The organism is Rossellomorea sp. FM04394 (assembly GCF_041889765.1).
Lineage (GTDB): Bacteria > Bacillota > Bacilli > Bacillales > Bacillaceae_B > Rossellomorea > Rossellomorea aquimaris_B.
On sequence record NZ_CP168654.1, the window covers coordinates 4,030,001 to 4,052,463 of the forward strand.

A 22,463-nucleotide genomic window follows, 5' to 3' on the forward strand; every position below is an offset into this window, starting at 1 on the left:
CTTTGAAGCATAATGCTCCGCTTCGCTGCGCAAAGTTTAAGGGAGATTATTTTACTTCGCTGACGCTCCGTAAAAAATCCTGGTGGAGGGGGGCAGATTCGAACTGCCGAACCCGAAGGAGCGGATTTACAGTCCGCCGCGTTTAGCCACTTCGCTACCCCTCCAAATAAAAGAAATACTTAAAGGTTCTTAAGTATAAATGGTGGCTCAGGACGGAATCGAACCGCCGACACATGGATTTTCAGTCCATTGCTCTACCAACTGAGCTACTGAGCCATATTATATAGAAGATTAAATTTTCAAGTGATCAACTTCAATGTTACCGAGTAAATGAAAATGGCGGTCCGGACGGGACTCGAACCCGCGACCTCCTGCGTGACAGGCAGGCATTCTAACCAACTGAACTACCGGACCAAAGCTTTTTGCGCCAGCAAAATAGGTTTCAATATTCTGCGATAGCGAAAATAACTATCCATGCGTGACTCTTCAAGGGATATCCTATCCTAAGTCAAAAATGGTATTGCGGGGACAGGATTTGAACCTGCGACCTTCGGGTTATGAGCCCGACGAGCTACCGAACTGCTCCACCCCGCGACGATATGTAATTTACCATAAAAGGAAATATGGAGGAGGAAGGGGGATTCGAACCCCCGCGGGCTGTTACACCCCTGTCGGTTTTCAAGACCGATCCCTTCAGCCGGACTTGGGTATTCCTCCGTGTATAATGGACCCTGTAGGACTCGAACCTACGACCGGACGGTTATGAGCCGTCTGCTCTAACCAACTGAGCTAAGGGTCCTTATAAATCGTGCATCATGTATTTAGTAATAGCGGCGGAGGGGATCGAACCCCCGACCTCACGGGTATGAACCGTACGCTCTAGCCAGCTGAGCTACACCGCCACGAAATATTCATATCAAGAATGTTTTTTACTATCGTAAAAAAACTTGGTGGAGCCTAGCGGGATCGAACCGCTGACCTCCTGCGTGCAAAGCAGGCGCTCTCCCAGCTGAGCTAAGGCCCCAAAGAAGTGGTCGGGAAGACAGGATTCGAACCTGCGACCCCTTGGTCCCAAACCAAGTGCTCTACCAAGCTGAGCTACTTCCCGAAATATATGGCGCGCCCGAGAGGAGTCGAACCCCTAACCTTTTGATCCGTAGTCAAACGCTCTATCCAATTGAGCTACGGGCGCTAAACAATTCATTAATGACAAATCAAGAAAAGTTATTTTGCTGAAGCAAAAAACTTTGGTGCCGAGGACCGGAATCGAACCGGTACGGTAGTCACCTACCGCAGGATTTTAAGTCCTGTGCGTCTGCCAGTTCCGCCACCCCGGCATATGTTTGGAGCGGAAGACGGGATTCGAACCCGCGACCCCCACCTTGGCAAGGTGGTGTTCTACCACTGAACTACTTCCGCGAAATAAATGGTGCGGGTGAAGGGACTTGAACCCCCACGCCTTGCGGCGCCAGATCCTAAGTCTGGTGCGTCTGCCAATTCCGCCACACCCGCATGTATGATTGATAATTTGCTATTGCAAAAATCAATGGTGAGCCATGAAGGACTCGAACCTTCGACCCTCTGATTAAAAGTCAGATGCTCTACCAACTGAGCTAATGGCTCATCTATATAGTGAGAAACCAAATGGTGCCGGCAAGAGGACTTGAACCCCCAACCTACTGATTACAAGTCAGTTGCTCTACCAGTTGAGCTACACCGGCACATTAATTACCTGTTAATGAAAAATGGTGGAGGATGACGGGATCGAACCGCCGACCCTCTGCTTGTAAGGCAGATGCTCTCCCAGCTGAGCTAATCCTCCAAAATGAAAATGGTGAGTTGTTCTGCTTGCGCAAAAAACTTTGGTGACCCATACGGGATTCGAACCCGTGTTACCGCCGTGAAAGGGCGGTGTCTTAACCGCTTGACCAATGGGCCATATTTTCTTAACGTCCCGCTTAAGGACAAGTATTACTATATCATCTGATTTCGCAGAAGTCAACTTCTAAATCAGAAAAAAAGAATTCTTTTTTATCTGCACATCAAAACCATTTTTGTAAGCCGAAGAAGAATATACCACATCTTCAAACCACTAATCAATAGTAAAAATAAGATAATCTTCAAAGACAAAGTAGAGTTAATCTACTGATCCCGCTCCACTCATAATGAATAGTTCAGAGATCAGTAAATAAACCTTTGACTACATCGCTAAATATATAACAACCGGCAGCGTGACAATGCTCATAATAGTAGAAATCAGCGTAGCACTTGAAACATTCTGCGGTTCTGTCTGGAACTGGATCGCATACATCGTAGTATTTGCGGCTGTTGGTGTTGCCGCCATAATGATCATGATTTGCTTAGTCATGGCATCCAAAGGCATAGGCAGAACCAATAGAGCTGCAATCATTGGGGAGGCAATTAATTTCAGTGATAAAGATGTATAGAGCTTCTTCCAGTCAATCGCTTTGACCGAGATATTGGCTAATTGCATGCCAAGGGTAAGCATAATGAAGGGGATTGCTGCATCCGCTATGAAATCGATCGCTTGCATGAATGATTTGCTGATTGGCACATGAAGCAATTGGAAAGCGATGCCCCCCATTGCCCCATACACCATAGGCATTCTTTTCACTGCTTGCAGTGCTGCTTTTACACCGTTCTGTTGGGCACTCCCTTTTGCTGCATAGAATACTCCCAATGTACTCATCAATAGTTGTTGAATGACCATGAGGATAATGGCGATTTCAAGTCCTGCTGCCCCGAAGAGAAAAAATGTGAGCGGCGTCCCATAGTTTCCGTTATTCATGAAAGCCGATGATAATACAAGCCCGCATCGCTCCGGCTCTGTAAACCGGTACACTTTCGATAATATGGTAACCAGTAAGATAATGATCAAACATAAACCAATCATGTAGAGGGTCAAGAGACCGTACGTACTGTTAATAGCCTGTTCATAGAAAGTTCGAAACACTAAAAAAGGCACCATTACATAGATGGCCATTTTTGAAAGGTTCTTAGTATCAAGTGACAGGTATTTTTGTGAGACAAATCCTACCCCGAACACAAAGAAAATCGGAAGCAAAATGGTGATGAATGACATGTTTTGGTCCCTCCGTTGATGATAAAAGGACTGTTTCCGATAAGAAGGCAAACCCTCTTAAAGACAAACAGCCCTTATGTTCATTCAATTTATAAATTGAATACCACGATTCTTTCTTCAGTCATTTCCTGGATGGCATATTTAGGACCTTCTTTTCCAGACCCACTCTTCTTTACTCCTCCGTACGGCATTTGATCGACACGGTATCCTGAAGTATCATTGATCATCAGTCCACCGACTTCGATTTCATCGGCCACTTTCATGGCGAAGGCTAAATTATTTGTAAATAAGCCTGCTTGAAGCCCATACTCCGAGTCATTCACTCTTGCAATTACTTCTTCTTCTGTTTGATAGGTAGTGACGGCAACAACGGGACCAAATACTTCCTGACGGCACACTTTCATATCATCATGTACATTTGTGAGGATTGTAGGTTGATAGAATACACCCTCACGTTTGCCACCTGTTTCAATGACAGCACCACTGCTTACGGCTTCATTCACCCACTGCTCAACACGGATGGCTTCCTTTTCTGCAATCATCGGTCCGATATTGACTGATTCGTCTTTCGGATTTCCTACAACCAGGGAATTGGTAACTTCCTTCATTTTTGCCAGGAACTCTTCGTACACCTCTTCATGGACGTATACCCGTTGAACGGATATACATACTTGCCCTGCATTATTGAAGCTTTTTTGAGCTGTGACTGTCGCTGCTTCACTGATATCGGCATCCCTATGGATAATGGTCGCTGAGTTGTTCCCTAATTCCAGGGCTACCTTTCTCAAGCCTGCCTTCCCCCGGATCAACTGACCCACACGGGGGCTGCCCGTAAATGTGAACATATTGACATCCTGGTTATCCAATAGCCACCCACCGATAGCAGGACCTTCCCCTGTCAGCACGTGTAATCGTCCCGGGGGTAGCTGGGCTGCTTCGAATACTTCCGCTAACACAAGGGCCGTGATCGGCGTGACTTCTGCCGGCTTCAAGATGACACTATTTCCAGCCGCCAATGCAGGCCCGATTTTATGGCAGGCCAGATTAAGGGGTACGTTGAACGGCGTAATGGCTGCGACGACACCTACCGGAACCCGCTTCGTATAGGCTTGGCGATTCTCAGAACCGGGTGCCGCTTCAACCGGGATCCCTTCTCCATGAATGCGCTTAGCTTCTTCAGCAGAGATTTCCAATGTTTGAGCGGCTCTGGCTACCTCGCCTCTGGCTTCATTAATTGGTTTACCAACTTCTTCTGCGAGAATTACAGCTAATTCTTCTTGACGGGCCATTAATCCTTCAGCAGCTTTCTTTAGTACGGTATAGCGCTCATATGGGTGAAAAGATTTACGGAGTGCTTTTTTTGCAGATTCAACTGCATGATCCACATCTTCTTTTGTTGAAACAGATACAGTTCCGATCACACTGCCGGTACATTTATCGATAACTTCATCTAGATTGACTGTTTCTTTCCATTGTCCATCAATAAAGAGCCCATAATTCCGAGTTGCTATTGCGCTCATTAAACATACCTCCCTATAGGTTATAACGTTACGACCTTTTTGTTTAAAAGTAGCTCTTCCGCTCTTCCCTGACTGCCGAAGACACGGATTTTCTCCTGTACTTTTTCTTTCATTCTTCTTTTTCCATTCCCCAGTGAATCCGCTAATACGAATTGATCAGGATTTTCGTTAAATACTTCTTGAACCCCTCTTGTGAAAGCCTGGCGCAGTTCAGTATCCACGTTGATCTTGGCTACTCCCAATGAAATGGCTCGTTGAACTTGCTCATCCGGTACATCTGATCCTCCGTGGAGAACGATCGGACGATTCACCGCGTTAGCAATTTCCTTTAAACGATCAAAGCGCAGATTAGGTACCTCTTTGTAAATACCGTGAGCCGTTCCAATCGAAACAGCTAAATAATCAACATCTGTTGCCTCGGTAAACGCAATCGCTTCTTCAACCGTTGTTATGAGAGCATCCTTTTCATCGACGGTGATATCATCTTCCGTTCCGCCAATTTTCCCGATCTCCCCTTCGTTGCCAATCCCTAATGCACGTGCTGCATCGACTACCTTCTTGGTGATTTCAGCATTTTCTCCAAACGAATAACCTGATCCATCAAACATCACCGATTGGAATCCCAGTTGGATGGCTTCCATCGTCTGTTCGTACTGACGGCTGTGATCGAGGTGTATACAGACCGGTATCGTAGTATTTTTCGCAAAAGTATCGATCATCACTTTCATCGGTTCAAGACCTACGCTTTGGATTACCTTTTGACCCACTTGTATCATGATAGGTGCTTTTTCTTCCTCAGCTGCCTCCAGGATCGCTTGGATCGTTTCGGCATTATGGGCACTGAATGCCCCAATGCCGTATCCGTTTTCTTTTGCGTGGTGAAGCATTTCTTTTCCGCTGATAAATGGCATAATGTTCTCCCCTCTACCTCTTCAATTGGATATTGTAATGATATTGATCACTTCGATATTTCGTTTTCGCATATTCAATCGGTCGATCGTGGATGCCATGACTTAAACGTGTCATCTCAAGGAGGGCCTCTCCAGGACGAATCCCAAGATAATCTGCTTCATGGATGGTCGCGTTGATCGCCGTTATCCTCTCATTGGCACTTTTAAGATAAACAGAATAGTTCTCTAAAATCTCGTAATAGCGGGCCTGATGAAGGTCGTGCTTCAATAGGAGATCGCCTATTTCTTTCGGCCAGCATGTTCTCTCAAGTGCTATCGGGGTATCATCGGCAAATCGGATCCGCTCGATCAAAAGAATCGGCTCTCCTTCTTTCACCTCAAGCATATCGCTTTCATGAAACAAATCATCCCGATACTGGGCACGTAACAGCTTCGACCTTGGAATCTGCCCTTTCTCGACGACTTCTTCGGCAAACCCCTTTAACTGACCAAGGTTCCCCACAAGCTTTTGTTGTTTCACTACTGTTCCGCGACCTTGCTTCTTTTCAAGGAGTTCATTCTGGACCAGGATGGAAATGGCTTGACGGATGGTGGTACGGCTTACGTCGAATTCCTTCATCAGTTCCTGCTCCGTTGGAATCAATGTGTCAGCCTTCCATGCACCGCTTTGGATGCGGTCAATCAGGACATCTTTTATTTGTAAGTACAAAGCCTCTCCCTTGTTCGGATTGATCTTGCTAGTTGACATATAGGTCTCTCCTTTGAATGGGTGGAGGATAACTGGACAGGCCGTCCCCTACGAGTGGACGGAGCCATTTATAGTAATCTTCGGGATGTTGGATAAAGTGCATTGGCAGCATTCGTTCTCCCGCACTCACGACATCCTCCAGTGCCACTGGTATTGTATCTACATTATACCCTCTATCCTTTGATCTTTGCAGTGATACCATCACGCCGGAGTGACCTTGCCTCACCCAATGACCACCTGCTTTACCACAAAGGAAAGCTTCATATTGGTCGACAGTGGAAACAGCGTAAGAAAAGCTTCGCTGGTTCATACCAAGAATTTCGGCTCTTGCTGTTACATGTAGTTCTTCTTTCAAAAAGGACTCGATTTGTTTGGAGATCCCACCGAGGATCGTTCTTCCCGTAACCGTTTCAAGTTCTATCTGTTCTCCCCCGGTCCACTTCACTCCTTCACTGACGACGATCGTTGCACAGCCGTATCTTGACACGGCCTCGTCGACGGAAGAAACAAGTTCTTCTACGTTCAATTCTTTTTCAGGAAGGGCAATATAATGCGGGCCTTCTTCCTCAAACCTGCGGAGAAGACCGGATGAAGCTGCGAGCCAGCCGGCATTCCTACCCATCGTTTCAAGGATCCTTACCTGTTCGAAGTTTTGCATGGAATGGAGATCCCGGCTGATGTCATTGGTCGTTTGGGCTACATAACGGGCTGAGCTCCCAAAGCCCGGAGCATGGTCCGTACACCCAAGATCATTGTCGACGGTTTTCGGAAGTCCGATCAGCTGTAAGTCATACTGTTGACGTTTAGCCTCAGCCCCTATCAAGGAGAGCGCCTCCATTGTTCCATTCCCTCCGATGAAAACCAGGCTGTCGATCCCTTCATTCTTCAGGTGTCGAACGGCCGTTTCCATTTGGGCGGGACTGAACGGATAGCGACCTGAACCCAGGCAAGCACCTGGAACTCGTTCATTCTTCAAGACCCATTCCAATAATTCATCGGTTCCCTTCAGGAAATTCCCTTTCACCAGTCCCTCATATCCGTTCCGGACAAAGGATAGTAAATGATCTTTCATTGTATTTTTCACGAAGCCCGCCAGCGTAGCATTAATAACGGTTGTTGGTCCGCCGGCCTGCCCGATGGCAATTTTCTTCATAATTCTAGCTCCCTTTTAATCCCTTGTTAACAAAGTGGTCGGTAAACCAAGCTGACGGCCAAGCTCCACCAATTCGCTGACGACATCTTCATAGACAAGGGCGTAATGAGGCTCGAAGCCTTCTTCCATCAATTGATAAAGAGTGGATTGTACGTCTGTTTCAAGCTTCACTTCCACTGACGTCCCATCGAATCGCTTAGGTGTATCCAATGCGTCCCCGCGCATAATGAGAAGTCTGTACCCTTCCGGAGTATAGCTGACACGGAACATGGTGACTCTTCCGGCTTTTAGTCCGAATTCCATCGTCATGCCCATTTTTCTGTTCGGATGAACGCCTGCCTGTGCCCCTTGATCAGGATGCGCAAGAGAATAGGCACCGGCACCACAATGCCAGAATACAACGGAATTCGCAGCTTCATTGACGTGAACCAGGTCCCCTAGATAAGGAGCACTTCCACCGCTTAACTGCCTTAGGATGAACATGGATACAGATCCGTGGATGTCTGATTCACACGAGGAAACCACACCATCTTCCGTGAATTGAGACAGCGTCGAGCACGCTGCCGCTCCAAGCTCATTGAAGAAGTCCGGCCAGCAGCGGACGGCTATGGCTGAGATGTCCCGTTCTTCGATTTGATCCTTCACATACGTGGAGAACTGGGCAAATCGTTCCACGGTTTCATCGTTGCGGTTTAATCCGATGACCTGCTGCTCCGCTCGTTCGATGGCAGGTTCCCATTTTTCCCGGGGAAGCTTCCTGCACTCTTCAAACGCCTGGTGTAAATCGAAATGCTCCACTTGAACGCCCCACTGTTTATGAAGCGCTTCCTCATCCGTACCGGAAAAGAAGAATCCTGGTGGGTGCTCACCGATGACACCGATCTTCAGGTTATGTAAGTCATCTAACAGATTCTGTACCTTCAGCTTCACCTTCAGCATCATTTGAACATTTGCTTCATCGGCATTACCGAAGATGAAACTGTACGGATGTCCGGCGCAACGAAGGACGTGACTAGTACTGTTCCCTCCTGTCAGGGAATTCAAACGCAATCTTCCCCCGACACTCGGCTCACGGACCGACCATACAATCACGGGTGCTTTCACCTGTTGGATGATGGTCTCGATGAACTCTCCATCCGCAAAGGTCACGCTTTGATAAATCGTCGTCGATACCCGGTCCAAATCGACACTATCCAGAAAAGCTTTCAGGTCTTCAGGTGACGTGACAATTGAATCCGGCTCTATGACATGACGGGACACTTCGTGGAGAAAAGAAGAGCTTTTTCTTCTCTCGAGTTCTGCTGCTTCTAAATCAAATGTTTTACGTCCTATAGGTATATACAATACAGATGGATGCACTGGTATTCACAACCCCTTTACTTCATTCATGTTTGACTTCACTATATCATAGATACCTACGTTTTAAAATAGGTTATTACCTTTTAGGTGTATTTTTTGCTATAGCTTCAAATAGATCACGATAGACAGATTTCTTCCGGTAAAAGACAGGCGGCTCTCCGATCGGGGCGTTGACCGTGATTTGCCCACCACTGTATGTGTCACCCGTCCATAGGTGAATCCATTCGTCCTCTGGAAGATAAACATTTCGTGTGGAAGCTCCTTCTTCATAAACAGGTGCCACCAATACATCAGATCCCAGCATGTATTGATATTGAATATCGTAGGAAAAAGTGTCTTCCTCATATTCCATAAATAGTGGGCGCTGTACAGGTATGCCATGTTCCGCGTTTTCCTTCACCAGCATCTTCAGGTATGGGCCCATCTCTACATACACATTCGTCATTCGGACGAAGTGGTCCAGTGTTTCGTCGTCTCCATCATATTGGAAGCAGTCGTCGGGACGATTCCCTTCGTGTGTTCTCATCACCGGAGTAAAAGCCGCCATATCCACCCAGCGTAACAGGAGTTCCTTAGAACGTTTATTTCCGTGAAGACTCGTGTAGCCCCCGATATCACTATGACTGATTCCACAGCCCGTCAAGCCTGCAGATAAAGCCGCTGGAATGACAGAAGCAAGACCATCATCCATGCTCCAGTCGACACTTTGATCGCCTGCCCATAACAGGGGACAATATGCCTGGTTCCCAGTGTATCCGGCACGCATGAAGTAAGTGATATCTTCAGAACGACCCGATTTTTTCACCGCATCATGATTCACCTTTGCCCACATGGCAGGCCAGGCATTATGCATCTTCATGGCTGATTCACCATTTGACAGATTCACGTCGGTAGGTAAGTACTCTCCGAAGTCTGCCATCCATCCGTCTAGTCCGAACTCGATCATATTTTTTCGGATGACACCTTGATACCACTCGTTTGCTTCTTCATTTGTGAAGTCAACGACCCCGCAATAAAACTCTCCGAAATCGACAAGGTATTCTCCATCTTCATCATCCGTCGCCAGGAAGCCACGATCAAATGCTTCTTTATATAAAGGGCCGTCCACTGCCAAATAAGGATTGATATAACCAAGGAAACGAATGCCCTCTTCTTTCCACTCGTGGATTTTCTTATCTAATCCAGGGTACTCCTCAGGATTCCATGCCCAGTTCCACATAAGCCTTCTCCCAAAGGAAGTCACCCGTTTGCCTTGCCAGTCCTGGCACCAGACCGCTCCAACTTTAAGCCCTTTTTCTTTAGCCACTCTCAGCTTTTCTTCCACCACATCGGTTCCACCTTGAATACCAAGCCAGATTCCATCATATGTCCATTCCGGAAGTTCAGGTTGACGACCGAGTCTTGCCGTTAAGCGACGAACGACGTCCTTGTAGTCAGATCCGCATTCAAACAGGATGGAAGTAGGGACTTCCCAAATATGCAACTCATGAAAATCATGATGACGGAAGTTAAAGTCTGCATAAGCGGTTGTATCCACATGGCAGAAATACTTCTTTGTCGAAATGAATGTCGGCTGCGGAAAGTTGGTTGTGTAATAGTCGCCGCCCGCACGATCTTTTACATCGGCCTGCCACGTCGTATAAGTACTTTTATTTCTGCCGACACCCGGTTCCGAGGTCCACAGTGGAAAATTCTTTCCTCTTAGATTTAAATGGGAAAGCTGCTCCCCGCATCCATACACTTTTTCTTCATGATCAGCAGAGAGTCGGATCCAGAATCGGTTCACAAGTTTATCTTTCATATCAAAAGTGACCTTCAAGCCTTCACCACTCATAGAGAAATGTAGAGACAACATTTCAGGTTCCCCTATGAAGCGCCTGAATTTGACCCTGTATCCACTCGGTTCTTCGATTACATTCGCATAACGCAATGCTGTGCGTTCATCGATATAATCATCGATCTGGAAATTCCCTCTATACATTTCAATCGACTCTTTTCCCGTACCAACGAACATAAATGGATTCGCGGTAGAGTGAGATAGAAGGAGTCTGCCTTCCAACCTTACTTCAAACCCTCCGTTTTCCTCGATTATCTGAAAAGGACGCATTGTTCTGCTTGTATTCATGAAAATTTCCCCCTACACCTTTTTTCGTTTTAGGCACTTTTCGTGTCAGTATGGTTTAACGCTTCTTCATGTTTGCCTTTTACGTACGATTCATATTTCGTACGCCAATTCTTTAATGCCAGGAAAAAACAAATCGTTGTCACTACTGCCAAAAGAACGATCGAAGGCCAGAACCAGCCAGATACAATTCCGCCAGCGTAGGCTAATCCGATTGGCGAGAATAATAGATACACAGCTACAACCAAGCTAAGAAGAATGGTCACAACAGGTAACGTGTATTTCCATGGGACCATATCGACTTTCGGTGTCGCCTTGAACTGATATGGCGTCTGAAGTGGACGGACCTTTCCAACCACCATCATGATCGCCACTTCAATGACAAATAAAATCGCTGAGATGTGAATGAAGTTGATCGTCGTTTCGATTCCGAACAACTGATTCAATCCCCAAACGAGCATATAATAGGTAACAACGTGGAAAATGATCGCAATTTTTGCAGCCAAGGCAGGTATCCTCTTCGATACGATCCCTACCAGTACAATTGCAATGATGGGAATATTAAAGAATCCCGTAAATCGGCGAATCAGATCCCAGATCCCATCCGGTGCATTCATGAGCATCGGTGCGATGAAAAACGACACTAGTGCGAGAATGCTTCCAAAATATTTACTGACGGTGATCAGCTGCTTATCGCTGACCTCTTTTTTCATTGCAGGTTTGTAGACATCCAATGCGAACATCGTCGCAGCACTGTTTAATAGAGAGTTAAAGCTTGAAAACACAGCCCCCAGCAATACCGCTAGGAAAATCCCTGACATGAAGGTCGGCAATAGATTGGAAACCAATGACGGGTAGGCTAAATCAACCGGATCCAACTTATCTCCATATAAATGAAACGCGATGACACCCGGAATCATCATGAGGAATGGTACGGCAAGCTTATAGAAGCCTGAGTACAGAACCCCTTTCTGGCCTTCTGCAAGGTTTTTCGCGCCTAATGTCCTTTGGATCACGTACTGATTGGTCCCCCAATAGAACATATTCATAAAGATCATTCCCGTAAAGATCGCACTGAACGGAACCGAGTCCGTGCTGGAGCCAATGGCATTCAACTTTTCCGGGTTTTCCGTCGCCATCGTTTTGAACCCTTCAGCAAAATCCCCATTACCTAAGGCAACAAGCCCGAGAACGGGAACGATGAGCCCGATGAGAAGTAAACCGATCCCATTCAGAGTATCTGAAACTGCAACCGCTTTCAATCCGCCGAAAATAGCATAAACCGCACCGATGATCCCAATCACCCAGATCGTCAGCCATACGGATTGTTCAAATGAAATGCCCAGCATGCTTTCTACATCAAATATCTTCAGTACCGCCAGCGCCCCTGAATACAAAACAGAGGGAATCGTGACGAATACATATCCAAGCATGAATAGAATGACCGTGTAACGACGTACCCCTTCATCGAACCGGGTACTTAAGAATTGAGGAAGTGTCGAGAACGCCCCGCCTAAATATCGTGGCAACAGTACAAGCGCCATGATCACAATCGCAAACGCCGCTGTGACTTCCCACGCCATATTGGACAGATTCGTCCGATACGCCTGCCCGTTCAGTCCGATCAATTGTTCGGCTGATAAGTTCGTCAGGAGTAAGGACCCGGCAATGAACCCCCCTGTCAAACCTCGCCCGGCAAGAAAATAACCATCTGAATCATCCACAGACCCCTTTGATTTTAAATAAGAAACCCAACCAACCAATGCCATGAAAATGGTACACGACAATAAAGTAAACCACATATCCTTTTCCTCCCCCGTTTATGAGTTCGCTGACGTACTTTCAGGAAACGCCACCGTTACATTCTCCCCTTTGATTCCTGCAACCGCTCCCTTTGACACAAACCTTTCCGTTTCTTCATGGGCGATGAGCCATTTATTTTTCATAAACAGCAACGGATCATGCCTCGTCTCATCCTCGGAAAGGGGCATGTTCGTTCCTTCAGGAAGAATCACCAGACATTTAAATCCGTCTGCACTGACTTTACATGGTGATAAATGAAGGGTCGTCTGATACAGCTCTACAGCTGTTCCCTTTGGAATAAAAAATGCTTCCACTCGATCACTGGAAAAGGTTGTTTCCTGCAAGTTATCCATATGCCCCACCAGAAGAACAAGATCCGTCATCGCTACATTGATTTCACTGCCCTTATGGAATTCAAGCCCGTTCAGCTTTGAATTTCTCCCGTTGCAATACCCGATTTGAATACTCATCCCGCCGAAATACCGATTCTGGAGGAATCCCTTTACCCCTTCTTCCTCCCACGCAGGAACCGAAGGAACATAAATATTCCCCTCATCTGGAATCGAAGTCGCTGCCATCCACTCTTCAAACGGACTCAACGGAAAATCACCCAATACCTTTCCGTACCTACCAAACATGCTGCTCCTGACATCTGAAATAATCAATGAAGGATTCAAAACTCTTAACCTCTCAATCAACATCATGCCCTCCTCCCGGATACGGAGCGGTGGGACATGAGGACAGGTCCCTTGTCCCAGAATACATATGACCTTTGATTAGAGACGTGCTTAACACTTGTAGTTTCCCAGCCACTCCGTTCCCTCCGTTCATAAAGTAATAACCTTTATACAAACATCATAACCTTTTAAGTTATTATATTGTAAACGTATTCATTCATGCAATACATTCTATTAAAATCTTCAGATTTTTTCATTGGAATTAGGAAAATAGGGTTGAAAGTCATAGAATTTAGGGGTGACTAGGACATAGGGACAGGCCCCTTGTCCCGGTACATGGAGGTTATCATCCGGACACGGTGCCAGTTATGAAGGATAGTGATACTGAAGTTACGATAATCGGATATGGAGAAACCAAAGAAATGTAAAGGTGAGCCGGAATAACAGATTCGTAACCTCAGCACATAGATTAGCGTAAGTGCATGCCTGTCTATACCAAAAGAGGTCCGTCCCTCATCACATTAAAGCGATGAGGGACGGACCTCTTCAGTTTTAAGCTTGTTTACACACTATCTTTAGGAGTTGAATACGATGGTAATAGATTATGAATGGGGTGATGGATTTATGGAGCTTCCAACGATTTTGTGTGGGCCGATCGTTCGTCGGGTTGACCCTGGACAAGCTTTTATTTGGATTGCATTGAGCAAGCCGTATGATATTAGAGCAGAGTTATTTAAGATAAAACAGGATAAAGAACCTCAATGTTTCCACTATATGAGGCTAGCCTGTGAAACTGAGACGAAAACGGTACAAGCCGGAAAAAACTTATATATAAGTTTAATAAACGTTTATCCACAAACAGGATCTTTTCCTACAAATAAGTTATTGGGTTACAATTTATTGTTTGATAATAGTAACGGAACACTGGACCTGGGCAGCTTTGACTTACTTTCCCCTACTCATCCACACTCGATTGTCTACGAAAATCTCGCTTACCCTACCTTTTATATCAACGAAGGAAATTCATCGAATATTTTATACGGTTCATGTCGAAAGCTCCACGGGGTTGGAGCAGATGTGTTGTCAGAAGCAGATAAGATCATCGCGTCGTCCTTTATGAATACTGATAGACCCTCCTCTCTATTTTTAATGGGAGATCAAATATATGCTGATGATGTGGCAGATCCCATATTTAGTATCATAACAAGGTTCGGCAAAGAGCTGGTGGGACAAGAGGAAGACCTATGTACCGTCGATCCCCGCTTAAAAGAAGAGCCTTTCAGACAGGGACTTCAACAGATCAATGGCAGACAATATATTACGGAACAGTTTTGCAAATTCACTTCCAGAAAAGCGGCAAATCATCTGTTAAGCTTCAGTGACTATGCAGCCATGTATATGTTTTCTTGGAGTCCCTCGTTATGGGAACTCGCATATAAGGAAGGGATGTTCGAGACCTTTCAAGAAGCTGCGCATAAGAATGAAGTCTATTTTGTTTTTAAGGATTGTCAAAGCAAAGAGCATGAAACGGAATATCGGCAGCTTCAAGACCGCTACCAAAAGCAGGAAAAGGAACTCGCTAACCTGGAGGAAGCTTTGTATGCTGTCAGAAGAGTACTGGCCAATACACCGACCTATATGATGTTTGATGATCACGATATAACGGATGATTGGAACCTGACACAGGATTGGAAGACGAGCGTTTGGAACGCTCCTTTAGGAAGACATGTGATTAGCAACGGCTTGGCATCCTATTGGCTTTTTCAAGGCTGGGGCAATGAGCCGGCTACGTTTACCCATTTCGGTCAAACCATGCAAACCTATTTCGATTCTTTTCAACCTGGTTCTCTCTCCCACTCTAACTGGGTACAAGCTCTATGGAACTATGACTCTTGGCATTTTACCGCCCCCACTGCACCAAAGGCCGTATTTCTTGATACAAGAACCCAACGCGGTTATGTAAATAAACCAAAACCTGTGAAAGTGTGTAAACGGATAGATGAGGAAAGGTATAGCCCAAACCTTCTTAGTCAGGAGGGATGGAATAGGCTTTCCACTAAACTGACCGCGTCTGGTTGGAATCAGGGTGAACCCTTAATCCTTGTATCCCCCGCTCCTCTTTACGGGATCGGATTAATTGAAAACTTTTTACATGACTACATGCTTCCACTGAGGGCGTTTGGTTTACCTGTGCAAAGCGACTTTGATTTAGAAGCATGGAAGTACAATGGGAAAGGCTTTAGCGACTTCCTCCATCAAGTATCGGCTTGGAGCCCGAGTGACTGCATCATCTTATCGGGAGATGTGCATTCAGCTTCGTCCGTTACATCTGATGTTACCTTTTCCGATGGTCGAACCCTTACGATTCATCAGTTTACAAGCAGCCCAATCAAGAATATGAGCTATACAGGAATTTGGGGCGCCATCATGAAATTCATCATTGGCTTGAATGCCAGAAAAAGGACCGACCGGACGATCTACCGCTACTGTGATCATCAATTTAATTTATTTCAGGAGGAACAAAGCAGCACTCCCTCTGACTATGTATGGAAGGAGAGCATTCGTTACCGGCGTATAAACGATTCTTCGATTATTGAAACTAAAAATAATATTGGGTTGTTAACGGACGGAGGGACAGGTCCGTTGTCCCGGATCATTGTTTAGGGACAATGGGATCGAACTAAAAGAAGCAGCCAACTTACTAAATGTAAGTTGGCTGCTTTTTTTTCTTATTGAGGGAATACGTGCTGAAAATCTTCCCTTTGTCCCACTAATACAAGTTATCCAATTTCATTTCATGATACGTTATTTTTTCTTGCAATTTCTTTTTGATTTGACAGTCTAAACAACCTTCAAGTAATACAAGGTTGTAATGGATTCTCAAGGAATGCCATTTTATTTTCATTTGTGATAGGAATCTGGATATCTTCATCATTTTCTCCTCCATGTTCATAAGTCGCAGGAGTCCGTTTCGAAAACTGGCAAGCATCGTCGTTAAGACATTAGCCCCTGAAGTTTTGCGTCCCCATTTTTCAATGGGTTTGCCTTTATCGTACGAATTATGAATGATTGGTACATGATAAACATGTGATTGTACCTAAATACAATTACCGAACCATAGTTCAGTATGAGTCGTTTATACCACTTTCGAATAATAACATACATTTACTGAAGGGAAGCGGAATATTCCTAAAAGAATAGAAACTGTGGCTGCTATTAATTCTGTATATATCCATTTTTCTTGTACTTTTAAACCTATATACTCAGCACATTGCATATTAGCTAATGTCATCACCATTATTTAGCATATTAAAAAGGAATCGCTCAATCGAGTGATTCCTTTTTTGCAAAGAAATGGGAGGAAATGGACTAGCCTATTTCCAACCATCTATCTATCTTGTTTGAACACCAATAACTCTGGCAATATTCCCACTAGAGTTTTTACTCTTTTCCCCGGTAACTACAAGTTTTACTGTATGTTTCCCTTTGCTGATATCTTTATCAATCAGGAAGTGCCGTTTTTTGGGATAAGGGGAATATGTACTTATTTTCTCTTTCATTTCGTTGTCGATATATACTTCTATAAACCCGCCATCTTTGTTCGTTATTAAGGAAACCCCCAGAAAGTCTCGATCCTTACTATCTACTTTAAATTCTATGAATGCTCCATTGGTATCACTTACGAAATAGGTTTCTTTTGCCTTGAAACCATTTTTAGCATTGGGTGTACCATGAAAGTCTGTGGTATGTCGCTTTAAATCTGCCATTACCTTAGCAAGAATTTCTGGTTTGTCCTTATCTTCAACCTTCTTGCCGATTTTGTTCAAGATTTCATCAGCATATAGTTGGTACCCTTCGTCATTAGGATGGATTCGGTCGTCAGACAATTGGGCCACATCTTTACCTGATTCATTAAATGCCTGTTGAGCATCAATTATATTCAAATCATATTGATTTGAGACATCTTCAATGGTCTCTCTATATTCTTTTTTTTCTAAGCCATGTTCAATAAAAGTAAAGACTTCTGCTTTTGGAAACCTTAACATGATGTTTTCAACTAAAGAGGAATAACTTTCATTGAATTCCTTCTCAGATAAATAATTTTGATCGTTTTGACCGAACGAAACAAATACTAAATCATAATCCTTACTAGTTTTATAGTTATTAAATTCTACTAACCCGTCAAATGAATCTGATCCACCCTTGGTTAGTCGGATAGATTTCACTTCAGATGTATATCTTTCAGTAATCTTCTCATTGAAAATTGAAGTCCATTTAGCAGCTTCCGTAGATGCTCCTACACCTTCACCTATACTATCTCCTACAACTAAATATTGGATTGGTTCTCCATGTTCTAACTTTTCGTAGACAGGTTTATGTGTTGGATGATCAGAACTTGATTGAGCAGTGATTTCTTGTTTAGATGAACAACCTATCATCATTCCAATCGCAACACACAAAAAGAATGCGAATATTAATTTTTTTCTATTCTTCATCAGACACCTCTAAGACACTTTACAAAATTTACAATAGTTGAACCTTAAGGAATTCAGGGTGTTTCAACCGACATACCACTTTTTTCTTCAACTGCTGCATCATTTTTGGGCTCTACTTTTTTCTTTACTACTATTTCGCGATTGATGACTTTGACACGGGGTTTCTTTCTAGGTACTAATTTCCCTTTTTCTTTTCTTTCTTCTAATTGTGATAATGCAAGCTGGATATCATCAAATTGAATCCCTTCTAATGACTCTAATGTGTAATCCCACCATTTAATGGCCATTAAACGTTGTCTAGTCTCTTCATCAAATCTATATTTAATATGCTTAGCAGGAATTCCCCCTACTATTTCGTATGGGCCAACATCTTTATTAACTACTGCACCTGCAGCGATGACAGCACCATCACCAATCGTTATCCCTTTTAAAATTGTTACATTGGCCCCGATCCAAACGTCATTACCTATGATAGGATTAGGTTTACTTTCCATCTTATCTACGGTTGTTTGAAAGTTTTGTGCTTCCTCCCAAAAATGAAACCCAAATTTCTTGCTATACTGGAAATCATGGGTACTTAAATAATCTAATGGATGTTCACCCATTCCAATCGTTACTCCCGGTGCTATATTACAAAATCTTCCGATTGATTTAACATTTCGAATGACTCCGCCTCTTATATTTGTGTAGGCACCTATTACACCTGAGTTCATTATTTTGGTATTTAACACTCTAACTGGTGGTTCAAACACAACCTTTGATTTCATTGGGAGACGTTCTATTGTATCCACGTAAATCCCTTTTTCCAGTAATAATTCTTCAGTTATTTTACTCATTTATGTATTTCCCCCTTGGCTGAATATTCCCTTATCATCATAACATTTCCTAACAAGAAAATGATTCCAAATGATAAAAAATAGTAACCTTAAAGGAAATCCAAAACGTAAAGAAGAAGAAACGCCCAGCGTTCCTTCTTCAACAAAGATGATTAATTACCCAGCACCTTCAAATAATCAACATTAATACTTGTAGCCGTCTTTTTACCTGATTTGCTGGACGTGCCAGTCCACTCAATTTTAATCGTATGCGTTCCATTAGATAATCCGGTCTTGCTAAATAATTTCTGCCTATGTCCTGCATTGGCAGAATATAAGTCAACATAATATACTTGACTGTTATCAATTGTTACTTTGGCTATTCCTGATGAACTGTCTTTCTTTCCAAAGTATTCAATTCCATTACCTTCGAAAGTCATTTCCACACTCGAGTAATCATCATTGGTTACAGTAAACTTCCCACCTGATGCATAACTGGAATTGAATGTATTCCAAAGTCCCTCATACATCAGATATCCATGGGTATCCTGATAATTACCAGGTTTTGCACCACTCACGCTTACTTCAAGCTTATAGCTTCCTTTTCCTTCAAAACCGTACGCATTCACATAATATGTGCCTGTATATGGTGCTACATATTTAAATGAGTCAATCGCATTCCCGGTTTTTTCGGAATATGCCACGATTCCCTTACTTGAATCCACCGTATCAGCATATGGATTATACAAATACAGATCAAAGTCTCTATAGCTACCATTGATTAATCGTGCTGAGATTTCTTGTCCCTTTTGAAGCTCTATACTATACACGTCATTTCGATCTGTCTCAGCGTCCAGAGTTTCATATACTTCTGGACCATTAAATGCGATTCCCGGAATATCATCATCAGGAACTGAGCCCAAAGCACGACCTGCGTCAACCATACCACCTGTCACAGTAATACCATCAACAGAAGACAGTTCCTTTGTACTGTCCATAATCATTGTTTTCATAGTCGAAGGATCATAGTCTGGATATTCACTTTGAATTAATGCAGCAACTCCTGCTACATGGGGAGTTGCCATGGATGTTCCGTTGTAATAGCCGTAGCTATTATCAGGCAATGAACTTAAGATAGATACTCCAGGTGCGGCAACATCTACAGAAGTGCGGCCATAGTTGGAGAAGTAAGCTAAATCCCCTCTGTTATCCACTGCAGCAACCGATAAGATATTGTCTAGATCGTAACCAGCCGGGTAAGAGCTGTAATAATCTATATTGCTGCCGTCATTTCCAGCCGCTGCGATAAATAAACTATTAGAGTCTCTAATTGCTTCATAAAGGGCTGTGCTATATCCACTTCCACCCCATGAGTTATTCGATATTTTGATACCCATTGATGCTGCGTATTCAACTGCTCTTACGGCATCAGAAGTGTACCCGGAACCATCTTCTGTTCCCAAGAATTTCAACGGGAGTATTTTAACATTAGGCGCTACACCAACAACGCCTATCCCGTTGTCACTATGACCTGCAATGGTTCCTGCAACATGGGTTCCGTGATCATCGACATACGGGCTGTCATAAACAGTGTTATCCTCATTATAGAAATCCCAACCGTTCACATCATCCACATAACCGTTGTTGTCATCATCAATCCCGTTATTAGGTACTTCATTTTTGTTAGTGAAGATTCTATATTTTAAATCTGGATGGTTTATATCAATTCCGGTGTCAATTACAGCTATGACCGTACTTGTACTCCCCATTGTGATATCCCAAGCATTACTGACATTAATATCGATACCCGGTGTACCATACTGATTGATATATTGCCCTGTATTCTTTAATCCCCATAAACTACTAAAATACGGATCATTTACATCACTCGCCGTAAGTTCATAGTTTGGTTCCGCATAGAGAACATCCGGTGATTTTTTCAGCATGCTAATTGCCTCTTCAACCGATTGACCACTAGAAAGCTTGTATAAACCAACTCCCTTTTTAGTGAGTTTCTCTTTCTTTTCTAATTTAACACCAGCTATTTCCGTCTTCGTGCTATGTACGACATTACCCTTGAACTTTACAATCACTTCATCTTTTTTGTGCTTTTTATTTTCAGAAGATGCCTTTACGGGTTTTTTAACCTTTACTTCTTTAAAGTCAGCTATTTTAGCAGGCTTCCCCATTTTCATTACTTGTTGTTCGGAAAATTCTTTGGACATTTTTTTATAGTTTTCAGTTTTTTTATCTCCACTCGCCGCACTTGCCGGCGCAACCAATCCTACAGCCAATACACCTGTAAGGATAGTAGAAACGACCTTTTTAGAAATATCCTTCAAAAAAACTCCTCCTTCTATATTTTTCTAATTTTTGTACTTTATTACCTAGTATAATTTAACTATAGTATTATTGTAAATACCCAATATAGGAAAATGATGGTTATTTTTATGTGGGGAATAAAATTTTTACCCGCTTTAGTACTATGCCATTGATTTGGGAAGAGATCTAATCTTACCTGTTTTAGCGGTCTGTAAGTTGGTCTGTAAGTTACTCACCACCGGCTATTTAACTATAATAAATGAACGTGATAGTCAAAAATACTCACTATTCCCTTTACAGGGTGTGAGGTAAAAGATATAATCTTAAACCGTGTCAAAAAATTCATATATTGGAGGTATTTTCATCATGAGCTATCCTTGGGCAAGTGCTGCAATTATTCGCATTCTTTTGTTTTTTACATTCTTATTCAGCCTAATCTTCACTTTTTCAGGAGAGGGTGTCACTTCTTTCTTCATTATGATTGGAAGCGGGTACTTTGTATTTGTACGCGATATCATACGATTAAACAAAGAAAAAACGAAAATAGAGGATTATACAGGAGAAAAACCACTATTGGTTAAAAGGGTTTATACCAGCATTTCCGGTGGTAAGGCCTATATTGGTCTCACCGATCACTACTTGGTTAAAAGTCAAAAAGGGAATATCAGCAAACTTAACTTACATACTATACTTGACACTAAAGTGGGCCAATCAGGTACAGGGAATTTTAATACGACGGTGAGAGAATGGGGTAAACATGTTACAGCAACTACAAGAGAGGAAAAGGTCCCCTATATTGCTTTCCTTTTTGAAGATAACGGGATTGAAGATTCCGTTATCTATTACTCAGAAATCTCCAACATCAGTAAGATTGCCAAAACTTTATCTAAATTAACAACTACGGGCATCATTGCTAAAGAACGAGAAGAGTCCCAACGTGGAAAAGAACGTCAAAGAGAACTGAATGACGCATTCAAAACTCATGTAGAAATGGTCATATCCTCTATGAAACTGGAGGAAATGAGCGAAACCTCATCCATTACAGAAAGCTTTACTTCAATTAAAAAGACCACCATTCAAAAATACATGTCTCAACACCCTCAACTTAATGCTTTAAACGAGCAAGAGCTTAACGACCTTGGAATGGTTCTGCAGGATAGCTTTACAAGAGGGGTTTATATTGCTCAAAAAACCCTTGGGGACAATTCATTTAAAGATGCTAGTTTACTAAATGTAAATGCAATTGAACCTCTGGTCTATAGTGTTTTAGGACTTCATCGAGGGGCTTTTGAAGAAAATTCATTTGTAACAAATGATCACTTGGTTTCATTTATTACGGAAGGATTAGAACAAGGATTTCAATCAGGTATGAAAGAGTATAAAATTGCTACCTAATGATAAAGAGCTCTTCTTTCAATGAATAAGAAGAGTTCT

General features: G+C 43.2%; 14 protein-coding genes, 17 tRNA genes and 1 riboswitch. Of the genes, 2 read left to right on the forward strand and 29 right to left on the reverse strand.

Annotation, left to right across the window (positions count from 1 at the left end; genetic code table 11):
* Positions 1-80 precede the first annotated feature (80 nt).
* From ACCB35_RS20230 to ACCB35_RS20355, 26 genes are all read right to left on the reverse strand, one after another.
* Positions 81-164: transfer RNA gene (locus ACCB35_RS20230), tRNA-Tyr, on the reverse strand.
* A 36-nt stretch (positions 165-200) separates the two neighbouring features.
* Positions 201-276, reverse strand: a tRNA-Phe gene (locus ACCB35_RS20235).
* A gap of 61 nt (positions 277-337) precedes the next feature.
* Positions 338-414 (reverse strand) — tRNA-Asp (locus ACCB35_RS20240).
* A gap of 106 nt (positions 415-520) precedes the next feature.
* A tRNA-Met gene (locus tag ACCB35_RS20245) sits at positions 521-594 on the reverse strand.
* 30 nt (positions 595-624) lie between these two features.
* Positions 625-717: transfer RNA gene (locus tag ACCB35_RS20250), tRNA-Ser, on the reverse strand.
* Positions 718-725: 8 nt separating this feature from the next.
* A tRNA-Ile gene (locus ACCB35_RS20255) sits at positions 726-799 on the reverse strand.
* A gap of 29 nt (positions 800-828) precedes the next feature.
* A tRNA-Met gene (locus tag ACCB35_RS20260) sits at positions 829-902 on the reverse strand.
* A gap of 46 nt (positions 903-948) precedes the next feature.
* Positions 949-1,024, reverse strand: a tRNA-Ala gene (locus ACCB35_RS20265).
* 7 nt (positions 1,025-1,031) lie between these two features.
* A tRNA-Pro gene (locus ACCB35_RS20270) sits at positions 1,032-1,108 on the reverse strand.
* A gap of 7 nt (positions 1,109-1,115) precedes the next feature.
* Positions 1,116-1,192, reverse strand: a tRNA-Arg gene (locus ACCB35_RS20275).
* Positions 1,193-1,248: 56 nt separating this feature from the next.
* Positions 1,249-1,337: transfer RNA gene (locus ACCB35_RS20280), tRNA-Leu, on the reverse strand.
* 7 nt (positions 1,338-1,344) lie between these two features.
* Positions 1,345-1,419, reverse strand: a tRNA-Gly gene (locus ACCB35_RS20285).
* Positions 1,420-1,427: 8 nt separating this feature from the next.
* A tRNA-Leu gene (locus ACCB35_RS20290) sits at positions 1,428-1,512 on the reverse strand.
* A 35-nt stretch (positions 1,513-1,547) separates the two neighbouring features.
* Positions 1,548-1,623: transfer RNA gene (locus tag ACCB35_RS20295), tRNA-Lys, on the reverse strand.
* A gap of 22 nt (positions 1,624-1,645) precedes the next feature.
* Positions 1,646-1,721: transfer RNA gene (locus ACCB35_RS20300), tRNA-Thr, on the reverse strand.
* Between the two features lie 25 nt (positions 1,722-1,746).
* A tRNA-Val gene (locus ACCB35_RS20305) sits at positions 1,747-1,822 on the reverse strand.
* 41 nt (positions 1,823-1,863) lie between these two features.
* Positions 1,864-1,938: transfer RNA gene (locus ACCB35_RS20310), tRNA-Glu, on the reverse strand.
* 262 nt (positions 1,939-2,200) lie between these two features.
* Complete coding sequence (locus tag ACCB35_RS20315) at positions 2,201-3,103, reverse strand: AEC family transporter (protein WP_374055055.1); 903 nt, start codon at positions 3,101-3,103, stop codon at positions 2,201-2,203.
* Positions 3,104-3,192: 89 nt separating this feature from the next.
* On the reverse strand, positions 3,193-4,623 hold the full coding sequence (locus ACCB35_RS20320) for an aldehyde dehydrogenase family protein (RefSeq protein WP_374055056.1): 1,431 nt from the start codon (positions 4,621-4,623) through the stop codon (positions 3,193-3,195).
* Positions 4,624-4,643: 20 nt separating this feature from the next.
* Positions 4,644-5,534 (reverse strand): ketose-bisphosphate aldolase, encoded by an 891-nt coding sequence (locus ACCB35_RS20325; protein ID WP_374055057.1) that lies wholly within the window; start codon positions 5,532-5,534, stop codon positions 4,644-4,646.
* 13 nt (positions 5,535-5,547) lie between these two features.
* Positions 5,548-6,282 carry a GntR family transcriptional regulator gene (locus tag ACCB35_RS20330; protein WP_374055058.1) on the reverse strand — a complete coding sequence of 245 codons (735 nt, stop codon included), beginning with the start codon at positions 6,280-6,282 and terminating at the stop codon, positions 5,548-5,550.
* Positions 6,272-7,435, reverse strand: a complete 1,164-nt coding sequence (locus tag ACCB35_RS20335; RefSeq protein ID WP_374055059.1) for a diphosphate--fructose-6-phosphate 1-phosphotransferase — start codon at positions 7,433-7,435, stop codon at positions 6,272-6,274. Before ACCB35_RS20335 ends, ACCB35_RS20330 begins: the two co-directional genes overlap by 11 nt.
* A 15-nt stretch (positions 7,436-7,450) precedes the next feature.
* On the reverse strand, positions 7,451-8,779 hold the full coding sequence (locus ACCB35_RS20340) for an L-fucose/L-arabinose isomerase family protein (RefSeq protein ID WP_374055060.1): 1,329 nt from the start codon (positions 8,777-8,779) through the stop codon (positions 7,451-7,453).
* 91 nt (positions 8,780-8,870) lie between these two features.
* On the reverse strand, positions 8,871-10,919 hold the full coding sequence (locus ACCB35_RS20345) for an alpha-glucosidase (RefSeq protein ID WP_374055061.1): 2,049 nt from the start codon (positions 10,917-10,919) through the stop codon (positions 8,871-8,873).
* Positions 10,920-10,948: 29 nt separating this feature from the next.
* Positions 10,949-12,718, reverse strand: a complete 1,770-nt coding sequence (locus ACCB35_RS20350; RefSeq protein ID WP_374055062.1) for a solute:sodium symporter family transporter — start codon at positions 12,716-12,718, stop codon at positions 10,949-10,951.
* A gap of 18 nt (positions 12,719-12,736) precedes the next feature.
* Entirely contained in the window at positions 12,737-13,423 is a 687-nt protein-coding gene (locus tag ACCB35_RS20355) for a DUF4867 family protein (RefSeq protein ID WP_374055063.1), read from the reverse strand.
* Between the two features lie 564 nt (positions 13,424-13,987).
* Between ACCB35_RS20355 and ACCB35_RS20360 the strand changes: the two genes are divergently transcribed.
* On the forward strand, positions 13,988-16,060 hold the full coding sequence (locus ACCB35_RS20360; protein ID WP_374055064.1) for a hypothetical protein: 2,073 nt from the start codon (positions 13,988-13,990) through the stop codon (positions 16,058-16,060).
* A gap of 306 nt (positions 16,061-16,366) precedes the next feature.
* Positions 16,367-16,452: riboswitch (cyclic di-GMP riboswitch) on the reverse strand.
* Positions 16,453-16,788: 336 nt separating this feature from the next.
* Here the strand turns inward: ACCB35_RS20360 and ACCB35_RS20365 are convergent.
* The 3 genes from ACCB35_RS20365 to ACCB35_RS20375 all read right to left on the reverse strand — a co-directional run bounded on the left by ACCB35_RS20365 (position 16,789) and on the right by ACCB35_RS20375 (position 21,049).
* Positions 16,789-17,892, reverse strand: a complete 1,104-nt coding sequence (locus ACCB35_RS20365) for an SGNH/GDSL hydrolase family protein (protein ID WP_374055065.1) — start codon at positions 17,890-17,892, stop codon at positions 16,789-16,791.
* A gap of 53 nt (positions 17,893-17,945) precedes the next feature.
* The gene (locus ACCB35_RS20370; RefSeq protein WP_374055066.1) at positions 17,946-18,728 is read right to left on the reverse strand and encodes a CatB-related O-acetyltransferase; all 783 of its coding nucleotides are present in this window, start codon (positions 18,726-18,728) and stop codon (positions 17,946-17,948) included.
* 152 nt (positions 18,729-18,880) lie between these two features.
* Positions 18,881-21,049, reverse strand: a complete 2,169-nt coding sequence (locus ACCB35_RS20375; protein WP_374055067.1) for a S8 family serine peptidase — start codon at positions 21,047-21,049, stop codon at positions 18,881-18,883.
* Positions 21,050-21,395: 346 nt separating this feature from the next.
* Between ACCB35_RS20375 and ACCB35_RS20380 the strand changes: the two genes are divergently transcribed.
* Positions 21,396-22,424 (forward strand): hypothetical protein, encoded by a 1,029-nt coding sequence (locus ACCB35_RS20380; RefSeq protein ID WP_374055068.1) that lies wholly within the window; start codon positions 21,396-21,398, stop codon positions 22,422-22,424.
* Positions 22,425-22,463 lie beyond the last annotated feature (39 nt).